The 23,839-nt window shown below is 37.8% G+C and carries 19 protein-coding genes; 10 read left to right on the forward strand and 9 right to left on the reverse strand.

Annotated features, from left to right (window positions below):
• Positions 1 to 5: 5 nt before the first annotated feature.
• Genes ACSHXM_RS00565 through nudF form a run of 3 tightly spaced genes read right to left on the reverse strand, consistent with a single transcriptional unit; the run spans position 6 to position 1,826 of the window.
• A complete protein-coding gene (locus ACSHXM_RS00565; protein WP_435686751.1) occupies positions 6 to 749 on the reverse strand; it encodes a metallophosphoesterase family protein in 744 nt (247 codons plus the stop codon).
• Between the two features lie 5 nt (positions 750 to 754).
• The gene (locus ACSHXM_RS00570; protein WP_435686752.1) at positions 755 to 1,198 is read right to left on the reverse strand and encodes a DUF1249 domain-containing protein; all 444 of its coding nucleotides are present in this window, start codon (positions 1,196 to 1,198) and stop codon (positions 755 to 757) included.
• Positions 1,191 to 1,826, reverse strand: a complete 636-nt coding sequence (nudF, locus tag ACSHXM_RS00575; RefSeq protein WP_435686754.1) for an ADP-ribose diphosphatase — start codon at positions 1,824 to 1,826, stop codon at positions 1,191 to 1,193. The genes ACSHXM_RS00570 and nudF overlap by 8 nt, the downstream gene beginning before the upstream one ends.
• Positions 1,827 to 2,102: 276 nt before the next feature.
• On the opposite strand from nudF, the gene tolC reads away from it, so the two are divergent.
• Together tolC and ACSHXM_RS00585 are read left to right on the forward strand one after the other, a co-directional pair.
• Positions 2,103 to 3,380, forward strand: coding sequence for an outer membrane channel protein TolC (gene tolC / locus ACSHXM_RS00580; RefSeq protein WP_435686755.1), 1,278 nt, complete (start codon positions 2,103 to 2,105; stop codon positions 3,378 to 3,380).
• 124 nt (positions 3,381 to 3,504) lie between these two features.
• Positions 3,505 to 4,314 carry an ion transporter gene (locus ACSHXM_RS00585; protein ID WP_435686756.1) on the forward strand — a complete coding sequence of 270 codons (810 nt, stop codon included), beginning with the start codon at positions 3,505 to 3,507 and terminating at the stop codon, positions 4,312 to 4,314.
• A gap of 41 nt (positions 4,315 to 4,355) precedes the next feature.
• Here the strand turns inward: ACSHXM_RS00585 and ACSHXM_RS00590 are convergent, their stop codons facing one another.
• From ACSHXM_RS00590 to ACSHXM_RS00600, 3 genes are all read right to left on the reverse strand, one after another.
• Positions 4,356 to 5,033 (reverse strand): hypothetical protein, encoded by a 678-nt coding sequence (locus ACSHXM_RS00590; protein WP_435686757.1) that lies wholly within the window; start codon positions 5,031 to 5,033, stop codon positions 4,356 to 4,358.
• 123 nt (positions 5,034 to 5,156) lie between these two features.
• On the reverse strand, positions 5,157 to 7,925 hold the full coding sequence (gene prsT, locus ACSHXM_RS00595; RefSeq protein ID WP_435686758.1) for an XrtA/PEP-CTERM system TPR-repeat protein PrsT: 2,769 nt from the start codon (positions 7,923 to 7,925) through the stop codon (positions 5,157 to 5,159).
• A 42-nt stretch (positions 7,926 to 7,967) separates the two neighbouring features.
• Positions 7,968 to 9,218 (reverse strand): TMEM143 family protein, encoded by a 1,251-nt coding sequence (locus tag ACSHXM_RS00600; protein ID WP_435686759.1) that lies wholly within the window; start codon positions 9,216 to 9,218, stop codon positions 7,968 to 7,970.
• A gap of 325 nt (positions 9,219 to 9,543) precedes the next feature.
• Between ACSHXM_RS00600 and ACSHXM_RS00605 the strand changes: the two genes are divergently transcribed.
• The 7 genes from ACSHXM_RS00605 to ACSHXM_RS00635 all read left to right on the forward strand — a co-directional run bounded on the left by ACSHXM_RS00605 (position 9,544) and on the right by ACSHXM_RS00635 (position 17,342).
• Positions 9,544 to 11,280, forward strand: coding sequence for a DEAD/DEAH box helicase (locus tag ACSHXM_RS00605; RefSeq protein ID WP_435686761.1), 1,737 nt, complete (start codon positions 9,544 to 9,546; stop codon positions 11,278 to 11,280).
• A gap of 168 nt (positions 11,281 to 11,448) precedes the next feature.
• Positions 11,449 to 12,846, forward strand: a complete 1,398-nt coding sequence (locus ACSHXM_RS00610) for an alpha/beta hydrolase family protein (RefSeq protein ID WP_435686762.1) — start codon at positions 11,449 to 11,451, stop codon at positions 12,844 to 12,846.
• A gap of 4 nt (positions 12,847 to 12,850) precedes the next feature.
• Complete coding sequence (locus ACSHXM_RS00615) at positions 12,851 to 13,894, forward strand: sensor histidine kinase (protein WP_435686764.1); 1,044 nt, start codon at positions 12,851 to 12,853, stop codon at positions 13,892 to 13,894.
• A 2-nt stretch (positions 13,895 to 13,896) separates the two neighbouring features.
• Entirely contained in the window at positions 13,897 to 14,610 is a 714-nt protein-coding gene (locus ACSHXM_RS00620) for a LytR/AlgR family response regulator transcription factor (RefSeq protein WP_435686765.1), read from the forward strand.
• Between the two features lie 163 nt (positions 14,611 to 14,773).
• Positions 14,774 to 16,162 carry a siroheme synthase CysG gene (gene cysG / locus ACSHXM_RS00625; protein ID WP_435686766.1) on the forward strand — a complete coding sequence of 463 codons (1,389 nt, stop codon included), beginning with the start codon at positions 14,774 to 14,776 and terminating at the stop codon, positions 16,160 to 16,162.
• Between the two features lie 73 nt (positions 16,163 to 16,235).
• Positions 16,236 to 16,964, forward strand: a complete 729-nt coding sequence (locus tag ACSHXM_RS00630) for a GGDEF domain-containing protein (protein WP_435686767.1) — start codon at positions 16,236 to 16,238, stop codon at positions 16,962 to 16,964.
• A gap of 60 nt (positions 16,965 to 17,024) precedes the next feature.
• Positions 17,025 to 17,342 carry a DUF4870 domain-containing protein gene (locus tag ACSHXM_RS00635; protein ID WP_435686768.1) on the forward strand — a complete coding sequence of 106 codons (318 nt, stop codon included), beginning with the start codon at positions 17,025 to 17,027 and terminating at the stop codon, positions 17,340 to 17,342.
• A 63-nt stretch (positions 17,343 to 17,405) separates the two neighbouring features.
• On the opposite strand, the gene ACSHXM_RS00640 is transcribed toward ACSHXM_RS00635, so the two are convergent.
• From ACSHXM_RS00640 to ACSHXM_RS00650, 3 genes are all read right to left on the reverse strand, one after another.
• Complete coding sequence (locus ACSHXM_RS00640; RefSeq protein WP_435686769.1) at positions 17,406 to 17,924, reverse strand: cohesin domain-containing protein; 519 nt, start codon at positions 17,922 to 17,924, stop codon at positions 17,406 to 17,408.
• An 18-nt stretch (positions 17,925 to 17,942) separates the two neighbouring features.
• On the reverse strand, positions 17,943 to 21,473 hold the full coding sequence (locus ACSHXM_RS00645) for an Ig-like domain-containing protein (protein WP_435686770.1): 3,531 nt from the start codon (positions 21,471 to 21,473) through the stop codon (positions 17,943 to 17,945).
• Positions 21,474 to 21,639: 166 nt separating this feature from the next.
• Entirely contained in the window at positions 21,640 to 22,509 is an 870-nt protein-coding gene (locus ACSHXM_RS00650) for an ATP-grasp domain-containing protein (protein WP_435686771.1), read from the reverse strand.
• A 176-nt stretch (positions 22,510 to 22,685) separates the two neighbouring features.
• Here ACSHXM_RS00650 and ACSHXM_RS00655 point away from each other — a divergent pair, with 176 nt between their 5' ends.
• On the forward strand, positions 22,686 to 23,837 hold the full coding sequence (locus ACSHXM_RS00655; protein WP_435686772.1) for an efflux RND transporter periplasmic adaptor subunit: 1,152 nt from the start codon (positions 22,686 to 22,688) through the stop codon (positions 23,835 to 23,837).
• Positions 23,838 to 23,839: the final 2 nt, after the last annotated feature.

Below are 23,839 nucleotides of genomic sequence, written 5' to 3' on the forward strand. Positions count from 1 at the left end.
ACACTCTAAGTGAGACGATTAACAGATGTGCTTATTTGACCATTTTCTAACAAGTTAATCACCCTAAATCCCGGCATTAAATGACTCACCGCAAACGATTTACTATTTTCCCATTGCCAGCAAGTTGAAGGACAAGCCATAAAATGTATTCCGTTTTGCTTGTTTGCATTATCAGAATGAATATGACCATAAATAACAGCTTTAACGCCTTTGTGTTTTGTTACTAAATCCATAAACTCAGAACGATTGAGCCAAGCATGTTTGTCCATCCAACTATTGCATTCTATTGGGTGATGATGGGTTGCAATTAAATGGTACTTATCTGGATATTGGCGTAATTGGTTATCAAGTCTCGCCAAATCTTCGGCCGATACTTGACCTAACGTTCCTTGATGATGAGTATTTATTAAATGAATTTGCCACTCATGTTGATCAACCTCTAATGGGGAGCGATTCCACAAGCAATGTTCGGGGAATTCAGACTTTAATGCATGGGGGGTATCGTGATTGCCAGGTATGATCGATATATCACAACTCAAATTCATTTCAGTAATTAAACGCTTAAAATGTTGATAACTCTCAGCCGAACCATCCCCACTTACATCACCAGTTACCAATAACAAGTCAACAGTATGATGACTAATTTGGGATAAAATCCTTTTTAAACTTTGATAGGGGTTAATCTGCTGATATCCCACCTTGTTAATGTCAGCAAATAAATGGCAATCTGAAATTTGAACGAGTTGCATCTACCTCAATTGACCTGTGATTGAGTTTGGTGATGCTGACTCAAACAGAATTGTAACCATTCCGCCAAAAACAAATTCACCATCTCTTTTTCATTTTTTTGATACATTTTGATATTAGGGTATTTATAACTAGGCTTGAGCGAGCCAATATTTTGCGCGCTTAATACTTCTGCCATCTGAGCATCGTGATATAACCTTACTTGCACGATTGGCCGTAAAAATTCAAAACCTAAATGGCTTTTTTGTGACATTTCTAAGGTACTGGTATATCGACTACATTCAATAATTTTAATGGTATATTGCAAAGAGGTATTGATATCAAATTGATAGGTTAAATCTTCAGTATCACAGTCAGGTAACAGCCTTAATAATCGCCCATAATTTAGCTCACATACTTGATGCATATTCGCTAACTTAGGCACATACTTTTTACCGACCACCCTACTCATTCAACCAATTATCCAATATATTTTGTTTATTCATAGCAAACCATTGTAATGCAATGAGTGTTGCCGCGTTATCGACCTTACCTTGATCTATCCATTCATTTGCCAGACTAGCATCTACCCTATGAACTAAAATATCTTCACCTTCATAGTCTAGACCATGCACTCCTTGGGCTTGTGTTGCATCAACTTCACCAACGTAAATATGTAACCTTTCAGTGGTGCCTCCGGGACTCGACAAATAACTTAAAGCTTTGGTTAGCTTCTTTATTGTGACGCCGGCTTCTTCTGCAGCCTCTCTACGGCATACATTTTCTGGCGTTTCACCCTCATCGATTATTCCAGCTACCACCTCCAATAACCAAGGCGATTCAGACGTTGGCAAAGCGCCAATACGAAACTGCTCAATCAGTACAAATTCATCTAGTTTTGGATCGTAAAGCAAAACGGCAATGGCATGCCCTCTCTCAAACACTTCTCTTTCAATCACATCACTCCAACCACCTTGATACAATCTATGTTTGAATGCGTACTTCACCATATTAAAAAAGCCACTATATAAAGGTTCTTTTTTTAATATTTGCAGATCTTGCTGTCCATAACGTTGAATCTGACGACTGTTCTTAGCCAAAGCAATTTCTCACATATTATTGTATCTTTGATTTATTGTAACCCAATCAGGTAATGCTTTAATCATGAAAATATTATTTGTCTTTTTGTTAATTGAGTAATTCTCACTGCGCACAAGTAAAATACATCATCAAACACACATTCTGTTACACTTGGATACGCTGTGTTACCACAAAGGGTTGTTAGTTAGGTCTTGATTTGCATAGACTTTAGCTATACATACAGTATTCTGGCAAGATCGGGCTGGACAATAAATAGCGAACCAATAGGACGACAAATGAAAAAAACACTTTTATCACTTTTGATAAGTGTAGGCATGACATCTTCTGCTTATGCTGACTCACTATTTGAAGTTTATCAGCAAGCTTTGCAAAGTGACCCAAGCACATTGCAATCTAAAGCGAATAAGGAAGCCGCATTTATTGGTATCGATAGAAGCCGTGCTAATTTATTACCCCAAATTTCAGCCTCTTTATCAGCCAGCAAAACTTATGGCGATAGAGAAGATTCATCTAATGGCCTGGGCGTCAGTTTAAGCCAGAGCATATATGACCAATCTAATTGGATAGCGGTTGACCGTGCTGAGTTAGTAGCGAGTCGTGCTGACACCATTTACGCACAATCAATGCAAAACCTTATTGTTAGAACCGTCAATAACTACTTCAACACGCTTCAAGCAAAAGACGACCTAGAATTTGCTAAGGCCGAAAAACGGGCCATTGAACGCCAATTAGAACAAACCAAACAAAGATTTGAAGTTGGTTTAACGGCCATTACAGATGTGCATGAAGCACAAGCCCAATATGATACATCGGTGGCCTCTGAAATCAGTGCAGAAAATGCAGTTGAAACAAATTTAGAAGCGTTACGGGAAATAACGGGTCGTTACTATTCGTCGTTAAACGTTTTAAACACTGAGTCATTCGCTGCATCTATGCCATCTCCAGCTAATATTGAAGACTGGTTAAAGTTAGCAGAGGAATTTAATTTGCAACTTGTTGCCGCAAATACCAGTGTTGATATTTCAAAATTCGATATAAAAAGTGCCCGTTCAGGCCATATGCCAACAGTTAATTTTACAGCGAATGCTAATTCTAGCGATAGTGACGAAGATAGTCGTTTCAACACATATGGCGTAGGTGTTTCAGTATCAGTGCCTATTTATAGCGGCGGGCGCACAACAGCGAATGTCGACTCTGCTAAATTTAACTTTATTGCTGACAGTGAAGAGCGTGAACGCACTCACCGTGAAGTAGTACGTAGTGTGCGTTCAAACTACAATGACGTAAAAGCTTCTATTGCAAGAATTAAAGCGTTTGAGCAGTCAGTGGTTTCTGCCGAAAGTGCTTTAAAAGCTACCGAAGCAGGGTTTGAAGTAGGTACTCGTACCATAGTTGACGTGTTAAATAGTACGCGTAATTTATTTAACGCTAAACGTAACCTATCAAGAGTCAGATACGGCTATGTAACTAGCGTAATGGACTTAAAATTAGCTGCTGGAAAACTGTCAGAGCAAGATGTAAGAGACATTGATTCAGCCTTAATTGCGCAATAAAAAAGAAAATTTTACCTATAAAGGCAGCTCAGGCTGCCTTTTTTATGCATTTAATTCAATCTGAGATTGACTCTTACGTCTAAACCACTACTCTATCGCGGTTATTTTGTCAGCCAATACACTTATGAAAGCATCAACTTTAAAAAATACCTTTATTAATATTCGTAGTAACAAACTGTTTGAATTGTTTGTGGTAACCGTGATCATTTTTTCCGCTTTACTTGTCGGGGCTAAAACCTACGATATGTCGGATACCATGGTATTAATAACAAAATTTTTAGATTGGTTTATTAGTGCATTTTTTCTGACTGAAATAACCATACGATTTTTTGCCGAACACAAAAAGCGAAACTTCTTTAAGAGTTTTTGGAATATCTTTGACACTGTCATTGTCATTATCAGCCTAATCCCAGCGGATGATGCTGAAATGGCAGTCATTGCTAGGTTAGTCCGCGTATTTAGAGTACTAAGAATGATTTCCATCATTCCTGAGTTACGAATTTTACTAGTATCATTAATCAAAGCACTTCCCCAATTGGGCTACGTGATGTTGCTGATGTTTATTATCTTTTATATTTATGCAGCGATAGGCAGTACTTTATTTGAAGAGATCAATCCTGATTTGTGGGGAGATATCACTATTTCGTTATTAACCCTATTTAGGGTCATGACATTTGAAGACTGGACAGATGTGATGTACGAAACCATGGAGGTATACACCTATAGTTGGATCTTCTATTTAACCTTTATCTTTTTCACTGCCTTTGCATTTTTAAATATGGTGATAGGCATAGTGGTCGGTGTGATGGAACAAGAAAACGCTAAAGCTCGCGCTGAAAAAATGGAAGAAGAAGGAGAGCCTAGCTTAAAAGATATTTCTAAACAAATATCAGCTCTACAAATACAACTGGATACTTTTAAAAAGCCAGAATAAGCCCAACGGGCTTATTCTCGAACACTACAAATTCGAAACGTTTAATCCGTAAACTTCAACCGTTTTTGAAGGGAGTTAAACTCACCATCAAAATTCCGCCTACGCATGCCAAACACTAAACTTTTATTGTCTAGGGCGCTGGAATCAAATGTAATGGGAAAACTAAAGTTACTGTCATACTTATCTTGCTGGCTTAAATAGTCCTTAATAACCCCTGATTCGGTTGAATTACTCCATTTTAACAAAGTCGCATTGACTTCATTATTTTCTGCATCTAGCCCTGTGATTTTAGCGATGATATAAGGATGACTAAAATATCTATCCTTTCTAGACATCAAATGATAATTAATAAAAACTAAATCTCCCACCCTAGGTTCATGCCTGAAGCCTGTATCATCGGGGTTAATCTCAGCTATAAAATTGCCCACAATATACATGGCTAACAAAATAATAAGCCAGCCCGAAAATTTTGATGCTAAATTAAACTTATTATTTCTCCAGTCATTCGAGTTAATTTTAGGAATAGGAGAATACACACACCCGCAGGATGTACAAAGGTGTGTACTTTTAAAATTGATTGGAAAGATAGGTAAGTCCGCAAAGGTGAGATAACGAATAATTAAGGTTTTTCGTGTGGGTTGTGTTTTGCATTCACATGTAGAAGATTCACTATATTTGTCACCAAGTACGTAATCATTTTTTATATTAACAAAAAACATATGCCCTCCTGAGCTTTACATTTATTCCATTTAAAAACCAATTGGTTCTCTCAACTTACATGTCAAAGGTTAAACTCTGTAGATCACCAAGAGCTTTGCATAAAACTCTTGGTATCGACATGGCTAATTAATTTTATGTTTAGCCTTCAGTTCAGTAACACGTTGTATCGAAACTGGATCTTGGTATTCACGCTTTTTTAATGTTCGTTCTGCCAAAAACGCATTATCAATGGCAAATAAGGCTTCGACATAATTTAGATAAATTTCTTCATTCTTCATTTCATCTGATATGGCTCGTTCATAAAGCTTCACTGCTCCTGAAAAATCTTTTTCAGCTATTAATATTTGTGCAAGGGTATCGAGTGCTGCAGCATTATTAGGTTTAATTGCAACCGCTTCTGAACCGTGCTCTTTCGCTTTATCTATTTGTCCAGCTTGTAAATATAAATACGCTAAGTTATTCCTAGCCACATAGTTTTGTGGATTTTGTTCAATCGCCATTTCATATGAAGACATTGCGGAAGATACATCCGACCCAAGTTGTCTTTCTGCCAATAACATTCGAGCAGTTTGATCATTGGGCTGTTTGGCTACATGCTCTTGAAGTAAATCCGTTCCCTTTTCACTTTGTTTAAGTTGCTCATAACTGGCAATCATGACCAATAAATTCCGAGTAGAAGGCGCTGCATTGTAAGCAGTTAAAGCATTTTCAACTGCTAATTCTGGTTGCTTAGCGTTTAGCTGTAAACGAGACAAAAACCCTTTAACTAGTGGTCTTTCGAGTGTGGTTGCTGGTAATGCATCATAACTAATTTGGGCTTGTTTATAGTCAGCATTCATTAATAAAAAGTGCACATGTAATAATTGCATTTGTAAGTCATCACGATTTTTTAAGAACCCTGAGGTGATTTTGAGTGCATCTTCAAATTTATTTCTGTTATCTAACAATAACAACTTACCTACGTTTGCATCTTTATTATTAGGTTGGATATTCAGCCAATCATCATAATGCCTATTCGCTTCGCCGGCCTGATTGGTACGAATGTAACTTTGCCCCAAGATTTTCCAATACCCAGTAGGTAGGTTTTCCTGTCCCTTTATGGGCGTTAATAACTCTATAGATTCTGCATATTTTAATTCTGCTGAACTGACTCTAGCCAACAACAAGCGTAAACCCATATTACTCTGCTCACCATTAAAAGCAGTTTGAATTTTGTTAATTGCAGTAGCAGTATCACCTTGCTGTTTCGCAATTAGGTATTGCGTTGCTAAGGCAGGCACATTAGTAGGAAATTCGACTAAAATGTCATCTAACAATTGACGGGCTTGAGATACATTTTTTTGGGCTAGCTCAAGATTTACCAAAGCTAACTGAGGAGACACTGAATTAGGCTGTTTACCTAAGGCTTGCTCAAACTCTGCTTTCGCTTGAGGGTATTTTTGTTGTTTAGTGTAAATTTCACCTGCTAACATAAATGGTTTTATGTCATTCGGAGCACTTGCTTTCCAGTCATTTGCTAAAGCTAAGGCTTTATCATATTGTTGCGTAGCTAAATACGCTTTGCCTAAAGTGGTTTGTGCGGCCTCCAAATTAGGAGACTTAGCCACCGCTTCTTCTAAATTGACAATACCATCAAGATTATTCAAAGACAGTTGTAATAAACCTAAGCGAGTTAAATCTTCAGCGGTACTACTGAGTCCTGAAGAACGGTTTACAAGCCCTTCAGCTTCTTTTTGAAAACCATCTTTTAATAACTCATAACTTGCTTTAGAAAACAAAGGCGCATCTTGTTCAGAAAGCTGGTCAAGCCGACCTAATACATCACCGACTTCTGATGTTAAGCCAAGTTGAAGTTGGCTAGCGGCAAGGAGCTTAAGCCCAGGATGATTATCTGGCAGTACACTTGCCACATATGACAAATGGCTATTGGCACTAGAATAATCTTGAATTTGATACGCTGAATACCCTGCGATTAACGCTAATGAGGTTTCATTGATCCCTGCATTAATTGCTTTCTGAGCATACTTTAAGGCGCTGGCGAAATCCTTTTTTGCGGCACTCGTAGCTGCTTTTAATTGATTTAGTAACGGGTTTTTATCGTTAATCAATAATAGTTTATCTATATAGGTATCGGCTAACTCTGCTTTACCCGCATCCACCATTAGTTTGGCCAATACAAACATGGTTTGACTATCTTCTGGAAATAAACTTACATATTCAGTAAAGACGTCAATGGCCTCATTCGGCTGTCTTAGAGATAAATGTAGCTGCGCCAATAATTTGAGCAATTCAGCATTTTGTGGTGCTTGCTCTCGTAGTTCTACAACTACAGCAAGCGCCTGCTCATAATCTCGTTCAACAACAAACATATAAGCGGAGGTTAAGGGTTTATAAATTGAACTTGTATCAATACTCGCTAGTTCTTCAATTAATACTTTTGCTTCATCTAGTTTATTTAAACGTACTAAAGACAGTACTTTAAAATAACCAATCTCTGCTCGTTCAACCGAAGTTAAGCCTGCATTTTCATGTTCTATTTTACTAATGGCAGAGTAAGCGCCCGTTTGATGATAAGCCTGGGTTAAAAGGGGAATGACTTTCGATGCATCGTAACCATATTCTAATGCGCGATTTAATTCTTTCTCAGCACTCTCGAATTGTTTTTGTTGAATGTACAATTGACCAAGTTCGAATCTTGCAATAGCCGATTTAGGATCGAGTTGTATCGCATTTTTAAGCGATAAAATAGCGGCATTGGCGTTGTTTTCAACGGAAAACTGTTTCGCTTCTTGGATATATTCTTCACTGGTTTTTTTACCACAAGCTGATAAGCCACCAACTAACAAACCAACCATCACTAAATTTAAACCAGTCTTACAAATTGCTTTCATCAATTTTTCCCTATAACTTCAATATGGCTATCATAACCTGTGTTAATTAAACTTAAACACTTGGTCCCAATTATTATCCAAATTAATTAATCCTTGTGCCAATGGCACTGCCGAGTATTTATCTTGATTTTTTATCACCAAATTGAGTCGTAATAACTTAGCTAACGCATCGTCAATTTCAAAATCCAAATTCACATCAAATTTCGCTTTAAACCAGGTTTCTATTTTTTTATCTAAATCTTGGCTGGTCATAGACGTTTGCTCAATCAGTAAAAAATAATAAGCAAGTATGGCTTCTTTGCACTCTTCTTCTTCTGCGGCATCAATTAGGTGATGTAATACACCACTATTATTATCAAGGTTTTTAAAATACAAATTGTCTGTCAGCGTTTTCATAAAGCTTAATTTTCTATTTTTAAACTTATTCCACTCTTTAAAAATGAAGCCTCCTAACACACCTAAACCCGCACCCAAAACCAGTAATTGCTGACTACCTATGGTCACTTCTTTATGACTTAATCCTAAGTAGTAACTAGTTAATGCAGCTAGTAAAACCAAAGACGCTCCTAATTTAGTCACAAGTACTATGCCTCCGCCAACTATAGCCGACCCACCAATGATGGCTTTATCTATAGGCCGCATTCGAACTTCGCTATTCGGAAATAACATTTCTAAATCTGCTTTGGGGATATTTTGAAATAACTTAATCACAGTAGAACCCGGTTCGAAATTTTGTGTCTTTTTCTTACTGATTCTAAAATGCTCTGTATTTTTAAATTTTATATACACCGCCACTTTGTCGTAATTGGTAAATCTAATATTTTGTTTTTTCAATCCCCCAAATTTACGTAAAGTTTCTGTTTTCTGCTGCTCTCCTCTGCGATAAAACACCACTTCCTCAAAATCATCGAACTCCACAGCTAATCGCACTTTAAATAACGACTCCTCGTTTAAGGCATCTTGTAAATCTGACTCGGTGATTTTTTCAAAATTAGCCGCATTTAGGATCTGGGTAAATGTTTGAGCAAATACCTGCTGTTTCTTTTGCAGTGTGAGAGGGTTATCTAACTGAAAATCGATAGTATCGCTATTAGGGTCAAACGGCGCGTAATTGTCTTTTAATGTTTCAAGCTTTTGATGGTATTCAAAATGCAAAGTGCTCATTAATAGTTGACAAAAACTGATGAAATCTGAATTTTGTATTTTGGGCAATCGATCATCATCAATACAAGCTTGTATCAGATCAGTTTTACGTAAAGGAATAAACCTATCTTTTGAGACACTATTTTGCATATTTTTCCTAAAAACAATATGTAGTCATTCAACAAGCAATTATGTAGTTTGTATATTAATTATTACACTTGTTAATTAAATGATCTTTTACTAGACACTTTCACAACATTTCTGACAATAAACTACAAAGTTAAGCATTATAAAAACACATTTCTGAAAAATAATGCAATTAAACAAAGCATTACATGGAGTAAATCTTCAAAATCGAATATAATTTGACCTTTGAAACCGTGCCGGCTTCGCCTTAAATAATTGTATTACCGATTTTAGAAATTGTATTACCGATTCAAATAATGCTGTGCCTGCCTGTACCCTGGGAACTTTGATGACTACCACATCTGATATTACATTTAGAGATTTAAACCTACCCGAAGAACTGCTGCAAGCATTAGAAAAAGTCGGTTATGAAAAACCAACTCCTATTCAAGCTGAAAGTATTCCAATTATTTTAGAAGGCCACGACTTATTAGGAACGGCTCAAACTGGAACGGGTAAAACCGCTGCATTTGCTTTGCCTATGTTGGCTAATGTTGATGCAAACGACAAAAACACCCAACTTTTAGTACTTGCACCTACAAGGGAGCTTGCTATTCAAGTAGCAGAAGCTTTCCAAGTTTACGCAAGCTTTTCTAAGAAAATTAACGTATTGCCTGTTTATGGTGGTTCTTCTTACGAAAACCAAATTCGTCAACTTAGACGTGGCGCACAAGTTGTTGTTGGTACGCCTGGTCGTGTGATTGACCATATTAAAAAGAACACGTTAAAACTCGATAAACTAAAATTCTTAGTACTTGATGAAGCTGACGAAATGTTACGTATGGGTTTCATCGACGACGTAGAATGGATTTTGAGCCACGCACCAAAAGAACGCCAAACCGCGTTATTTTCAGCGACTATGCCAGATCCAATTCGTAAAATTACCAAACGTTACTTAAACGATCCTAAACAAGTTAAAATTGAGTCTAAGGTCACAACTGCTAGCACCATTCGCCAGCGTTATTGCCAAGTAGCGGGCCATCATAAGATGGAAGCATTAACCCGTATCATGGAAGTTGAAAATTTTGACGGCGCCATTATTTTTGTACGTACTAAAACTGCGACCATGGAACTCGCCGAAAAATTATCTGCTCGCGGATATGCGGTTGAACCATTAAATGGTGACATTCCACAAAACTCACGTGAACGAACTGTTGATCGCTTGAAGAAAGGCAAGATCGACATATTAGTGGCAACAGATGTTGTAGCCCGTGGACTAGACGTTGAACGTGTAAGTCACGTTATTAACTTTGATGTGCCATACGATACAGAATCATACGTACACAGAATTGGTCGTACAGGTCGTGCTGGCCGTGAAGGTGATGCAATACTATTTATTTCACATCGTGAAAAACGTATGTTGTTCTCTATCGAACGTGCCACCAAACAATCAATCGATGCTATGACTATCCCTTCAATTTCTCAATTGAACGAAACACGTTTAAGCAGATTCAAAAATAGCGTAATCGAAGCGATGAGTGACTCTTCAATTGAAACATTAATTCCAATTATTGAGTCAATTCAAGAAGAAAGCGAAGCCGCGCCTGAAGTGATTATGGCTGCATTAGCTAAAATCGCTCAAGGTGACGAGCCACTTATCCTTAAAGAAAGTGACCGCCCAGACTTAAATTCACGTCCACCAAGAAACGACCGCAATGATCGTGGTGACAGAAATGATCGTGGCGGAAGAGACCGCGGACGTGGCGGAGACAGACCTAAGCGCGAACGTAAATCAGGTCCTCCTAGCGAAGGCATGAAACGTTATCGCATAGAAGTTGGTCATACTCATGGCGCTAAACCTGGCAATATCGTTGGTGCAATCGCTAACGAAGCGAATATCAGCAGTAAAAATATTGGTGCTATCGAAATTTATGACAATTTCAGCACAGTAGATTTACCTAAAGATATGCCACGTGCAACACAAGACGTTTTGCAAAAAACCCGTGTAGCCGGCCGTAGTTTAGGTATGCGCGAATGGTCAGATCAACCACCTAAAAAGCGTGGTAATCCAGGCAATCGCAAATAAGTAATTAATATTTAAACCAAAAGGACTAATTTTTATTAGTCCTTTTTTTTACACCAAATTTAAGCTCGCCTACCAGTTATCCGCAATTTGGTACGTTCGTCATAAAAAGCATTCAACTGTCATTTCCCTTGATATGGTTATTCTCGAAATCAATTAGGAGAATTTTTCATGTTTAATAAATCAATGTGCAAACACAAAGGTACGCCAACTTGGTTATTTATCGTTTTATTAATCTTGTGGGTGAGTGATGCTAAAGCTCAAACTAATTGGACCCAAGATTGGTCTGGTAAACTGAATATCTCATCAGAGATGAGCTTAACCTTAGTTTTACATATAAAACAAAAAGAAGGCCAATATCTTGCCAGTTTAGATAGTGTTGACCAAGGCGCAATGGGTATTCCTGCCAGTAAAGTCAAAATAGAAAACAACGATCTCGTTTTAGAGTTTTCTAATATAGGCGCGCAGTTTAAAGGAGAACATTCTGGCACTAAAATAAATGGAACATTTCATCAAGGAGGCCAAAAATTTCCTTTATCTTTTGCTCCTATTTCTCAAGAGTTAAAACAGCAAATATCAAAAACAAGTTCGCGTCCCCAAGAGCCTAAGGCGCCATATCCTTATTTGGAAGAGGAAGTAAACTATTCACATGTAGAACAAAAATTTACGTTTGCAGGCACCCTAACTAAACCCAAAGGAGAAGGCCCATTTGCGGCAGCTATTCTGGTTTCTGGTTCTGGCCCTCAAGATCGTGATTCAAATATTATGAACCACAAACCTTTTAAGTTACTGGCAGATCATTTAACTCGCTTGGGTTTTGCAGTGTTACGCTCTGACGATAGGGGAACAGGCCAATCAAAAGGTACATTTAGCGGGACAACTATCAATGAGTTTTCTTATGATGTTGAATCAGCATTTAACTACCTTTCTACAAGAAGCGACATTAACCCCAGTCATATTGGCTTAATTGGCCACAGTGAAGGTGGCATAACAGCACCACTGTTCGCTGCACGACAACCCAAAGTGGCATTTGTCATTATGTTGGCAGGGTTAGGTGTACCTGGTACTGAATTATGGGCGACTCAACAAAAAGAATTAGGGCTAGCGGCTGGATTAAGTGATGGTAAAGCTATATATGATATGCAACTCAAGGCTGCGCAAATGTCTAAAAACAAAGCCAGCTTTGATGAACTCGTCGCATTGTTTAATACCATACCCAATGCAAACAAAGCACTCATAGACACTATGGCAAAAATGTTAAGCAGTCCTTGGGGTCACTCATTTATGGCTTATCAACCAAAAAATGTTTTGAGTAAGTTAAAAATGCCATTATTAGCCATTAACGGAGACTTAGATATCCAAGTAAAAGCGAAAGACAACTTAGACAGCCTTCGTAAAATCATGCTTCAAACGAAAAATAAGGATGTTACTATCTCATCGTTACCTGGTCTAAATCATCTATTTCAACGAGCTAAGACAGGGTATATCAATGAATATGCAAAGATTACTGAGACCATGGATCCCAACACCTTAAAATTAATTGGTCAATGGTTAACAAATAGGTTTTAAACAAATGTCACATTACTGGCGTTATCAAACAATTGGCTGGGCTACTTTATTACTTTTTGATTTTACTGGTAAGTATGTAGCGAACATGATGGCACCATCGCTACTGTTAGCAGTAGTGGTATTGTACTTTTTTGGTTTGTTCGCCAGTCACGGCATTCGTTATGTAATAAAACAATATTGTAAAAACCTTTCTATTCCTAAACTCATACCCATGGCTTTATTTATCAGCTTAATTGGGGCGTTTTTAGCATCTTCAGGCCTAATGTTAATATTGTATTTAAGTGGTCATAAAGCCTTTAATGATGAATCAATAGATCCCGTACAAATATTCAACTACAACCTATTTCTAATGTGGTTGTTTCTGTCAATTTGGACTGGGTTATATTTATTTGTAACTCGCCAACGTCAAGTAGATGTATTGAACATTCAGCAAAAAGCACTGCAAGAAAACCTGCAGCAATCACAGTTACATGCTCTGATGAATCAACTCAATCCGCACTTTATGTTCAATAGCATCAATAATATTCGAGCACTTATTTTAGAAGATAAACACAAAGCTAGAGACATGTTAGCTCATATGGCAGATATGTTGCGCTATAACTTAAAAGACCAAGACAAACCGCTAGAAACACTTGGTAAAGAGCTAGAGGTTGCCAAAGCATTTATGGCGCTAGCATCTATCCAGCTTGAAGACAGGTTAACGTTTACCCAGAAGGTTGATAGCGACATCGATAACAATATTTTAATACCACGAATGCTAATTCAATTGTTATTAGAGAATGCCATTAAACACGGTATTGCTAAACGTATGCAAGGTGGAGAGGTGAGTCTAAAAATACATCTCAAAGAAGAAAACTTACTCATAGAAGTAACAAACCACGGGCAATTGATGACCAATTTAGATTCCAAGTTAAATAACAAAGCTACGGGTATAGGTATTGAAAATATTAGAGCTAGGTTAGTCATGTTGTATCAAGAAAGAGCCCATTTTGAAATGATTCAAAGTGGCGAGTTAGTGCTTGCTATAGCACGTATACCAATGGAATAAAGATGCGAGCCATTATTGTAGAAGATAGCCGCTTGGCTAGAGTAGAGCTAAAAGAACAACTGTCTAAATTCACAGATATTGAAATCATTGGGGAAGCTGAAAACGCTGAAATAGGCATTGAATTGATAGAACAAAATCAACCAGATTTATTATTTCTTGATATTCATTTACCTGGGCTAGACGGTTTTTCTATGTTAGAAAAATTAAACTTTATACCCCACGTTATTTTCACCACAGCCTTCGACGAATATGCTGTCAAATCGTTCGAAGTTAACGCTTTAGACTATTTATTAAAACCCATCACTAACGATCGATTAAAAGGTGCAATAGAAAAAGCAAGGCAACTGATTAAACCTAGTGACGACAAAGGCAATGAAGCATTAGATGCTAACAGCCGATTTTTTGTCAAAGAAAAAGAGCAGTGCTGGCTAGTTGAACTACAACAAGTACAACTATTTGAATCAATTGGAAATTATACTCGTTTATATTTTGAACAACATAAACCCATGATTTATAAATCTTTAAGCCAAATTGAATTACGCCTTCCCACTGGTCGTTTTTTTCGAGCTAATCGAACAGAATTAATCAATATACAATACGTCAATAATGTTGAAATGGCGTTGAATGGCCAGTTATTGATAAGTTTAAAAAATGGCAAAATCATAGAACTATCTCGCCGACAAGCGACTGAATTTAAAAAACAAATGTCTTTGTAAAACCTTATTACAAAATGATGAAACCTATTCAAACACTGGCCCAATACCATTTATTCAGCTTTGGCTAATAACCAAAAAACATAAATTTGTATCTCTAGACTGTTTATTCAAAAGGCATTAAAAGGCAAAATGTATTTTTGCTTATTATGATCAGAGCGGCCCTATGCAATACTTTCCAATATTTTTAGATACTACCAACCTATCTTGCTTAGTGGTGGGGGCTGGGGAAGTAGCCGCTAGAAAAGTCGAATTACTTTTGAAAAGTAAAGCCAATATTACGGTTGTGGCACCTTGGGCATGTGACACTGTGCAAGGCTTAGCCAGTGAAAATAAAATCACATTCCACGAAAAATCCTATCAAGAATCTGATTTAGACAATATCCAAATGGTGTTTGTAGCAACCAATAATAGTGAAACCAATATACAAGTACATGCTCATGCCACCGCCAAAAAAATCTTAGTAAACGTGGTAGATAACACACCTTTATGCCAATTTATTACACCTTCTATTGTCGATCGATCTCCTATCACTATCGCCATTAGCAGCGGTGGTGTGGCTCCCGTGTTATTGCGTTATTTACGCCAAAAGCTTGAAACTGTCATCCCTCATAAAGTTAGCTTACTGGGACAGTTTTCAGAAAAATTCCGTGAGCTAGTTAAACAAAAACTGGGCACTGTGACCCAAAGACGCTACTTTTGGGAAGATGTATTAGACGGAGACATTGCAGAAAATATCTATCAAGGAAAAGTCGAACAAGCAGAACAAAAATTTCTAGAGAAGTTAGAAAATCCAGATGCTGAACTAACCCAAGGTGAAGTTTACTTAGTTGGCGCAGGCCCTGGAGATCCAGAGTTATTGACTTTTAAAGCTCTAAGATTAATGCAAAAAGCCGATGTGGTTGTATATGACAGACTGGTATCCCCTGAGATTCTAGAAATGGTCCGCCGAGATGCCGAAAAAATATATGTAGGCAAAGCCAAAAGTGACCATGCCGTGCCACAAGAACAAATTAATGACTTACTTGCTAGAAAAGCACTTGAAGGTAATCGAGTAGTCCGGCTTAAAGGGGGCGATCCGTTTATTTTTGGTCGCGGGGGAGAAGAAATTGAAACCCTGATTGATCAAGGTGTAAACTTCCAAGTGGTACCAGCCATAACCGCTGCGAGTGGAGCCGCGAGTTATTGTGGCATTCCGCTTACCCATAGAGATCATTCTAAATCAGTGGTTTTTGCCACTGGCCACCTCAAAGACAACAGTATCAATTTAAATTGGCAGGGATTGGCTCAACAAGATCAAACAATAGTCTTTTATATGGGACTAACCGGTTTGCCAATCATATGCGAAAAACTTGTCGAGCACGGTTTATCCTCTGACACCCCAGCGGCAATGGTGCAATCAGCCACCACACCAAGACAAAAAGTCGTCACAGGTACATTAAGTAATATTCAAAAAATCGCAGAAGAAGCTGGCATTCGACCGCCAACATTGATCATTGTGGGCTCGGTCGTCAGTTTACATAAAAAATTAAACTGGTATGACGAAGCTAAATAAGGTCTTTAAGTTGAAGTAAGTGTCTACTATAGTTGGATAATCTAAGTTTATTTCACTGTAGGGAAACATTAAGTTGACTGACTATTTGAAGGCAAAAGTCATAAAACCAGTAAGTCTGTTTAGTTTTATTGGTTTAATGAGTTCTACCATTTTTCTGCTTTTAGATACTTTCCAAATTGTGACTCTGGCTAATTCAATACAAAGTGTACTGCTAGGTTTGATATTGTTGCTGTTAGTTATTCAAGCAATTGCTGTGATTATTCCGTTGTTTTATCAAGTTGACGATTTAACCGAACAAGTGAAACAAGCAAACACTCACGATGCTCTCACTGCTCTCAATCAAAGGCATACTTTTACGCCACTCGTTAACCAGGCTTTAGCATTAAGCCTGCGGTATAAATGGTCTTTATCTGTGATTCGATTTGATATAGACCACTTTAAATCCATTAATAGCGAATATGGCAATAAAACAGGCGATGAAGTCATAAAACATGTAGCCACAACCATAAAAGAAAATTGCCGAGAGTCAGACAATATATTTCGATTTGATGGGGAAGAGTTTGTAGTATTGTTACCTCAAACAAATCAAGACCAAGCCTTAACGCTTGCCAAAAAAATCAATCAAAAGGTATTATCAGCTCCCCTTACTACCGAAAAGTTAATCTTAGAAGTGAGTATTAGTGGTGGAGTAAGCGCATGGAAAAGTCACGAACCAGATATTGAGCTCACTTTGAACAGAGCCGATTTAGCGTTACAACAAGCTAAAGATGATGGTAGAAATAAAGTTATCCTAGATAACTAATTCAGATTCCTATAGCCTGACACACAAACGTACAAATTGTATTTTTAAAAAGGAAAAATCATGGATCAAGATTCGAAAAACATAGCAATACTAAACTGGGTTCTCACTATCTTTTTTGGCTTTATACCAGGCTTAGTCTTGTATCTCGTTAAAACAGACGATGCTTATATAAAAGGTCATGCCATTGAAGCCCTAAACTGGTCTATCACCGCTATTATTGGGTACGCTATTGCTACAGTCCTCACCATTATTGTGATTGGTGCCTTCTTGTTTCCAGTCATAGGTATTTGTCATTTAATATTTTGCATTATGGGCGCCTTGGCTGCCTCTAAAGGTGATGATTTCAAAGTACCTTTTGCAATTCGCTTAATTAAATAATTAAAACCTATAGATACAAAAATGGCGCGAATTTTCGCGCCATTTTTTATTGCTATTAAAAAGTTAGCCATTACGGCGTAAACGCATCATAGCTAAACCCGCTAAGGCAAATAAACCCAAAGTAGCTGGAGCAGATACCACCGATACTTGCAAATCAAAGTTCGGTGCAGTATTGCCATTATCGAACACATTGGCCAAAGTTCTAGTTTCCAATGAAAACTCTGAATCACCAGCTTGAGTGCGCTCTAATTGGAATGATGCAAATAAGAACTCACCACTAATAGGGCCAAATAACGAAATAAAACCTAGTCCTAATCCGTCAGCGTTAGGTGTCGCTCCAAATATCCCATCAAAAAATAAATCGCTTGACTCTGAATCAGTCACAAAGCTAAACAAGCTATTGTCAAAGTTGAAATTGAAGTCAATGGTGTCGACTGCATCGGTAAAGCTAGCAAACAAACTTACGTTTACCGTTTCACCTACCGCTACATCTGTGTCATCCATATCAATAGTGATCAAATTAGCTTGCGCTTTAAAGCCAATTAGTAAGGCCGCCACCATCATCATTTTAAATATTTTCATTTTTACTACTCCAAAAACTTAATTAACAGCGCAACGTGTGCGAGTACAAAGTGAGGCTAAGCCTCTTACGTCTAACATATTGACTATTCCATCATTATTTACGTCAAATACCATATCAATCGTTTGACGCCCTAATACAGCCGTCATTAATCCACGAATATCAAGGCTATCAACGTCTCCATCCCCATCCCAATCACCAGCAACACTTGCTGGCTTAACTAGATTGATATTTGCCACAGGTATATCTAGCTCCGTCCCATCAGACGATTGCACTAATACATACAAGAAATAGAAATCCCCTGCTGGTAAGTCTGCAGTTGGTGTTGCATCTGTTAATGGAATGGATACGTTAGACACGCCAGATTGATTACCAATAACACTACTGTCTTCAATGACAATATCTTTAACTATGCCAGCCCAACCGGCTTTTATATGCCTTAAGAAATAACGAATACCATTAAATTTAGTGCCGACTGTGTTACCTGTTCCCATTTCATAGTTAACCGTTACATCCATCGAGCTACCTACTTCGTATTCAGTGGTCCGATATTTATTCACATCATCTAGGCCAAATGATGATAGAACCAAGCCTTGCTCAATGTTAATTGGTGCCACGCCAGGAATGTTGTAGGTTGTGCCATCAGAAGATTTAAACTGGGCAAACAAGAAGTAAAAATGTCCTTCAGGCAAGTCAACTGTAGGTGTTAAGCCAGCTAGAGGAATAGATACATTCGCTGTCCCAGTTTGCTCTCCCACCACACTTGCGTCTGATACAATTACATCACCAAAAGATTGTGAAAAGCTTAAATCCATTTCTCGTAAGAAAAACCTCACTCCGCCTAATTCATTAGTCACGGTTTGTTCGTCACCCGCTTCAAAATTGGCGATAACATCTAAAGTACTGTCAGTGGTATAAGTGGTTGATTGATATTTGCTGTCATTATCAAGTTGTAAACCCGGTTCAATAATTACTTCATTTTCTTCTACATTAATCGGAAATACATTGATGTTTTTCACGACATTTTCAGAATTTTGAAAACGTACAAATAAGAAATAGAATTCATCGCTAGGTAAATCAGCAGTAGCCGTAACACCAGTTAAAGGAATATTAGCTACTGACGTACCGCGCTGCTTACCAATAGCACTAGCATCATATTCTTTAATGTCCTTCACTACTGTCCAATTGCCATTAACCACTTTTATATGACGAAGAAAATATTCTATTCCTCCAAAAGCATTATTCACTTCGGAACCAGTGCCAGCTTCAAAATTAGTGGTAACTGACATCACACCACCTACCTTATAGGCAGTCGATGTATAGATATTTCTATCATTAAATGTAAATGAGGCTGCTACCGGCTCTTCAACAGTAATAGTTGTTTGGGCGGTAAATTCACCATCGTTAGAAGTACCAGTAATTGTTACTTCACCAGCTGACAATCCAGCCACTAAACCGGTGCTGTCTACAGATGCCACTGACGGTTTGCTAGATTGCAAACTGAAGGTCTTATCAGTTGCAAAAAATGGAGTCACAGATGCAGACAATTGTAACGTTTCACCCACAGATAAAATCGCTACTGGTGAGGAGATAAACATACCAGACACCGCACCACCATCTGGACGAATATCGCTGTCAAAATTAAAGACTTTCATATTCACACTAGCAATATGTCCACCTGCGTCAATAAAACTAATATCAATTTTATTGTTAGCTTTCACTAAATCGTAGGGAACTGGAATTTCAAGCAAACCAAAGAACCTAGAGCGACCACCTTGTTCATCGCCCGATATACTTGCAGTGGCTGTGAGTAGCTGGCCATTAAAAGTAACAGAAGGATTTAAAGAAGCCCCTAAGTCACGGCCCACTGCAATACGTAATATTGCTTCACCAAAGGTATTAGTTACTACCTCATTGATTTCAAAGTTATTTACGACATCTTGTGTAATTTCTTTAAAGTACTCAGTAGCAAAATATTTTTTCTCTTCAGAAAGGCCATCAATTTTAATATCAGCAGTATAAGTATATTCAACTATGATGGTGGCTTCTGGAGCTAGGTCAAAGTTATCAACGTCTACATCTGCATTGATCACTTCTAGTTTTGGCTTATCACCATCTAAATATAAGTGTTTTATTTTGACTGATTGTATTTGTGCTTCATTGGCACCAAATTTATGCAGCAACACTTTTTCAGATAACTCTGTTAAGTTACTAATAATGACATAGACTTTATCTTCATCAACATAGCTATCAACTAAGATATCAGCGTTGGTCGAAAGCGAATCAACCCGAGTCCCATTTACGTCAGACCACAGTTCATAAAACTTAACCATTTCTGTGAATACCCAGTTTTCACCTTCTTCGCCAGCACCTTCTTTAGCTTGACGCAATAGGCGCCAGTTATAAGGAATGTCATCGACGGTTCCCCATAACGCCTTGATAGGTACAAATGGAATAGAGGTCTCAACAGAATCAGGGCGATCTAAAAACTGTAGCAACATTGGGCTAGCTGTTTTTAAGAACCACCAATCACGAAGAGGTGTCCAAGGGGCTTTTTCCATTGGTCTATTACGCCCACCATATTCTGAAATAAGGTGTTCTTTGGTATGCCCTAACTTAACCATTGAGTAATGGTCGATCATATCTAGGGTTGCTTCTATACGACTACCTTTAAAGCGATTATCGTCTTCTAAATCATAAAAATGAGTAGAATACACATCCATATATTCACCGCTGGTATCAATGAATAACTTCATTCTCTCTTCCCAGCGGGCAAAATTTCTTTCTTCAAAAATTGGGAAGGCAACGGTAAATCCACCAATTTTTACATCTGTATTAAATTTGCGTACACCTTCGGCAGCGTCATTATGAAATTCAAATACTTTAATTGGATCAATAGGCTCTTCTAACCCTAATTCATGTGGCGCATCGGTCACTTGGTATAAAGGTTCATTAAGAATTTCTAAATATTTTGGACTAGGATGACCATCAACTCCAGTTAGACCATCTGCGCGGAAAAATTCATTAACATATTGTCCTAAAAACTCACCAACGGCATCTCCGCCATTGGCTTGCCAGCCTTCGCCATTACCACAACAAGGAGAGGTTTTCCCTAAAAAGTGTTGGCGAGGTTGACCACCGACCATTAAATCACCACGTTCATCATACTGATGAACAGTCGCTTTATTTACACCGTACGCTCTTTCCCTATTATCCTTACCGCGAGCAGCAATATCAGCTGACTCTGCATACCCAGGCCTTTCTTCATCTTGCTTCGCCTGATTAAAGTTCCAAACAGTACCGCCGTTATCACGGCCAAAATACACATCTAGATCTTCCATCATATATTTCAGTTTATCTTCATCACCGTTCCAGTCATTGTCATAAACGGTTGAATGTAGTTTTATGTGTCTTGAACGTTCAAATGTATTTTTGCCGCCAACAGAATGTTTAACATTTAAATTAATAACTGCTTCGGTTTTTGCGAATAAGTCAAGGGGAAGCACTGCTAACCCTGCGCTAACTAGCAAAACTGGAAATCTCTTCAACATGGGAAGTACCTCTATTCTTTAAATTAGATCACGTAAACACAGGTCTGTTTTTGTTAAACCAATGTTAATTCAACGTGAAAACGAAAAGAGGATACAACAAATACAATAAATTGTTAACAATTTATTGTATTTGTGAACAATGTATTTTACCTATGAATGATTACACTTAATTCTTGCCAAATCGTTGAACAAAAGCGTCTACAAAACGCTGGGGGGAAGCAGGATCCATATTGAAATATAATGAGGGCTCTATCAATTCAATCTCCATAACAACAAACTCTCCTTTAAATTTCACTAAGTCAATTCGGGCATACAACACATCATCGGGCAAAGCCGCTAAACTATGTCTGGCTGCGGTTAACATTTTTTCATCTGGTTCTACGGTTAACAGTTGTCCTCCATGTTCTTCCTGCACCCTAAAATCACCTGCTTTAGGTTGCTTTAAAATAGTATGACTATATTCACCAGAAAAATAGAATAGCGAGTACTCACCCTCTTCAACGATACTTTTTAGGAAAGGTTGAACCATAAACTCTCTATTTGAAAATACTTCCATCAATTGCGTTTTTTGAGCAATGAGCTGCCCAAGTGTTAATCTATAAGTAAAGTCGGAATTAGCACTTACTAAAGGTTTTATCACTATCTGTTGCTCTGAAAAGTGTGAGAACGAATTTTCAATTTCTGCTAAATCGAATTTTTCGAACCAAAGAGAAGGCACAATATCAACACCTTGATTTTGCAACTCTTTTAAATAAGCCTTACTGATATTCCATTCAACTACTTTCAAACTGTTTTCTAATGTAGCGGAAGAGGCATCTATTTTACGTAAACACGCTAAAAACTCGGCACAAAATTGCTGATAATCCCAGGTACTACGTATAATAACGACGTCAAAATCATTCCAATTTACATCTTTATTTTTCCATGACACTTCTTCGGTTAACCAACCATATTGCTTTAATGGTTCAATCAACATCTGGTCATACACATAAAATTCTTCAAGATTATCAGTCGTTAACAGCGCACATCTTTTCATAATAAAACCTTTAATTAACCTTCCCAAACAACCAAATCATAGGTGTATACCTAATTGATATTCAGCAAATATTAAAATATGTAAATAACTTCACACATTTTTACAAATGCAAATAGGTATGTGACTTATCCTACGTTACTATATGGTGGTTAAAATTATAAATACAGGCACACACTATGAAAACCACATGGATGAAAATTGCTTTACCGGTGTTAATACTCCTTATCGGATTTGGCGGAAAGAGCGCTATTGTCGCGTCTGCTGACAAAGAGGAAGATAAAGAACCCGTTGATACGCGCCCTACAGTGAAAGTAGAAACTGCAATTGCCGAAGATTACCAAGTTAAAATTACCAGTTATGGTGAAGTGGCGCCGCTAGAAAATACTATGCTGTCAGCGCAAGTATCAGGCGAGGTGACGAGTTGGCATCCTAATTTTGTGGCAGGTGGTTTGGTGTTGCGTGGTGATGTGCTTTTTAATATTGAAAAAGACACTTACGAAGCTGCACTTTTACAAGCAGAAGCTAACCTCACGCTAGCTAAGTCTCAACTTATCGAGGAGCAAGCTCGAGCAGATGTTGCTAAAAGAGAAGCCAAAGGTTTATCAAAAAGTAAAGTGTCTGACCTTTATTTACGAAAGCCGCAGCTATTGAGTGCTCAAGCATCAGTAAAATCAGCTCAAGCAAGACTAAAAATAGCTCAACGAGATTTAGCAAACTGTGAAGTGAAAGCACCTTACGATGCGTTAGTAATAAAACGTAACTTAGGTGTAGGCCAGTATGTCAATAAAGGCGCTCAAATTGCTGAAATCTATAATATTGAAACTGCAGAAATATCATTTCCAATTGCCGGATTTGATCGTGAATTTTTACCTGTAGATATTGCACAGCAAACGGCCACAGTAAGTACCAAAGGTTACAATAAAATTTCCCGTGAAGCGACGATCAGCCGCGACTTAGGCATTATTGACCAAGACACTCGCATGAGCCAATTGGTAGTAAGAGTAGAAGATCCATACAGCTTAAAATCGTCATTACCCCCTCTTAAGTTTGGCCACTACGTAGAAGTGAGCTTTGCAGGAAAAACACTTAGCCAAGTGTATCGTTTACCTCAATCTTTAGTCACTAACCGCATAATTTGGGTACTTGACGAAGAAGAACAAATGCAACCAAAACGCGTTGAAATACTTCGTGAAGAAGGTGCTTACTTTCTAATTAGTGAAGGATTAGAAAACCAAGACAAATTAATTATGACCTTACCTGAATACCCACAAAAAGGTATGAAAGTTAAAATCGCAGAACCAGAACAAGACTTAGTCGTTCAACAATAAAC

This window comes from Paraglaciecola sp., assembly GCF_051252315.1.
Taxonomy (GTDB): domain Bacteria; phylum Pseudomonadota; class Gammaproteobacteria; order Enterobacterales; family Alteromonadaceae; genus Paraglaciecola.

Coding starts and splice junctions, on each gene's coding strand:
- ACSHXM_RS00565 (WP_435686751.1), bottom strand. CDS start 749: ATGCAACTCGTTCAAATTTCAGATTGCCATTTATTTGCTGACATTAAC.
- ACSHXM_RS00570 (WP_435686752.1), bottom strand. CDS start 1,198: ATGAGTAGGGTGGTCGGTAAAAAGTATGTGCCTAAGTTAGCGAATATG.
- tolC (WP_435686755.1), top strand. CDS start 2,103: ATGAAAAAAACACTTTTATCACTTTTGATAAGTGTAGGCATGACATCT.
- ACSHXM_RS00585 (WP_435686756.1), top strand. CDS start 3,505: ATGAAAGCATCAACTTTAAAAAATACCTTTATTAATATTCGTAGTAAC.
- ACSHXM_RS00590 (WP_435686757.1), bottom strand. CDS start 5,033: ATGTTTTTTGTTAATATAAAAAATGATTACGTACTTGGTGACAAATAT.
- prsT (WP_435686758.1), bottom strand. CDS start 7,925: ATGAAAGCAATTTGTAAGACTGGTTTAAATTTAGTGATGGTTGGTTTG.
- ACSHXM_RS00600 (WP_435686759.1), bottom strand. CDS start 9,218: ATGCAAAATAGTGTCTCAAAAGATAGGTTTATTCCTTTACGTAAAACT.
- ACSHXM_RS00605 (WP_435686761.1), top strand. CDS start 9,544: ATGACTACCACATCTGATATTACATTTAGAGATTTAAACCTACCCGAA.
- ACSHXM_RS00610 (WP_435686762.1), top strand. CDS start 11,449: ATGTTTAATAAATCAATGTGCAAACACAAAGGTACGCCAACTTGGTTA.
- ACSHXM_RS00615 (WP_435686764.1), top strand. CDS start 12,851: ATGTCACATTACTGGCGTTATCAAACAATTGGCTGGGCTACTTTATTA.
- ACSHXM_RS00620 (WP_435686765.1), top strand. CDS start 13,897: ATGCGAGCCATTATTGTAGAAGATAGCCGCTTGGCTAGAGTAGAGCTA.
- cysG (WP_435686766.1), top strand. CDS start 14,774: ATGCAATACTTTCCAATATTTTTAGATACTACCAACCTATCTTGCTTA.
- ACSHXM_RS00635 (WP_435686768.1), top strand. CDS start 17,025: ATGGATCAAGATTCGAAAAACATAGCAATACTAAACTGGGTTCTCACT.
- ACSHXM_RS00640 (WP_435686769.1), bottom strand. CDS start 17,924: ATGAAAATATTTAAAATGATGATGGTGGCGGCCTTACTAATTGGCTTT.
- ACSHXM_RS00645 (WP_435686770.1), bottom strand. CDS start 21,473: ATGTTGAAGAGATTTCCAGTTTTGCTAGTTAGCGCAGGGTTAGCAGTG.
- ACSHXM_RS00650 (WP_435686771.1), bottom strand. CDS start 22,509: ATGAAAAGATGTGCGCTGTTAACGACTGATAATCTTGAAGAATTTTAT.
- ACSHXM_RS00655 (WP_435686772.1), top strand. CDS start 22,686: ATGAAAACCACATGGATGAAAATTGCTTTACCGGTGTTAATACTCCTT.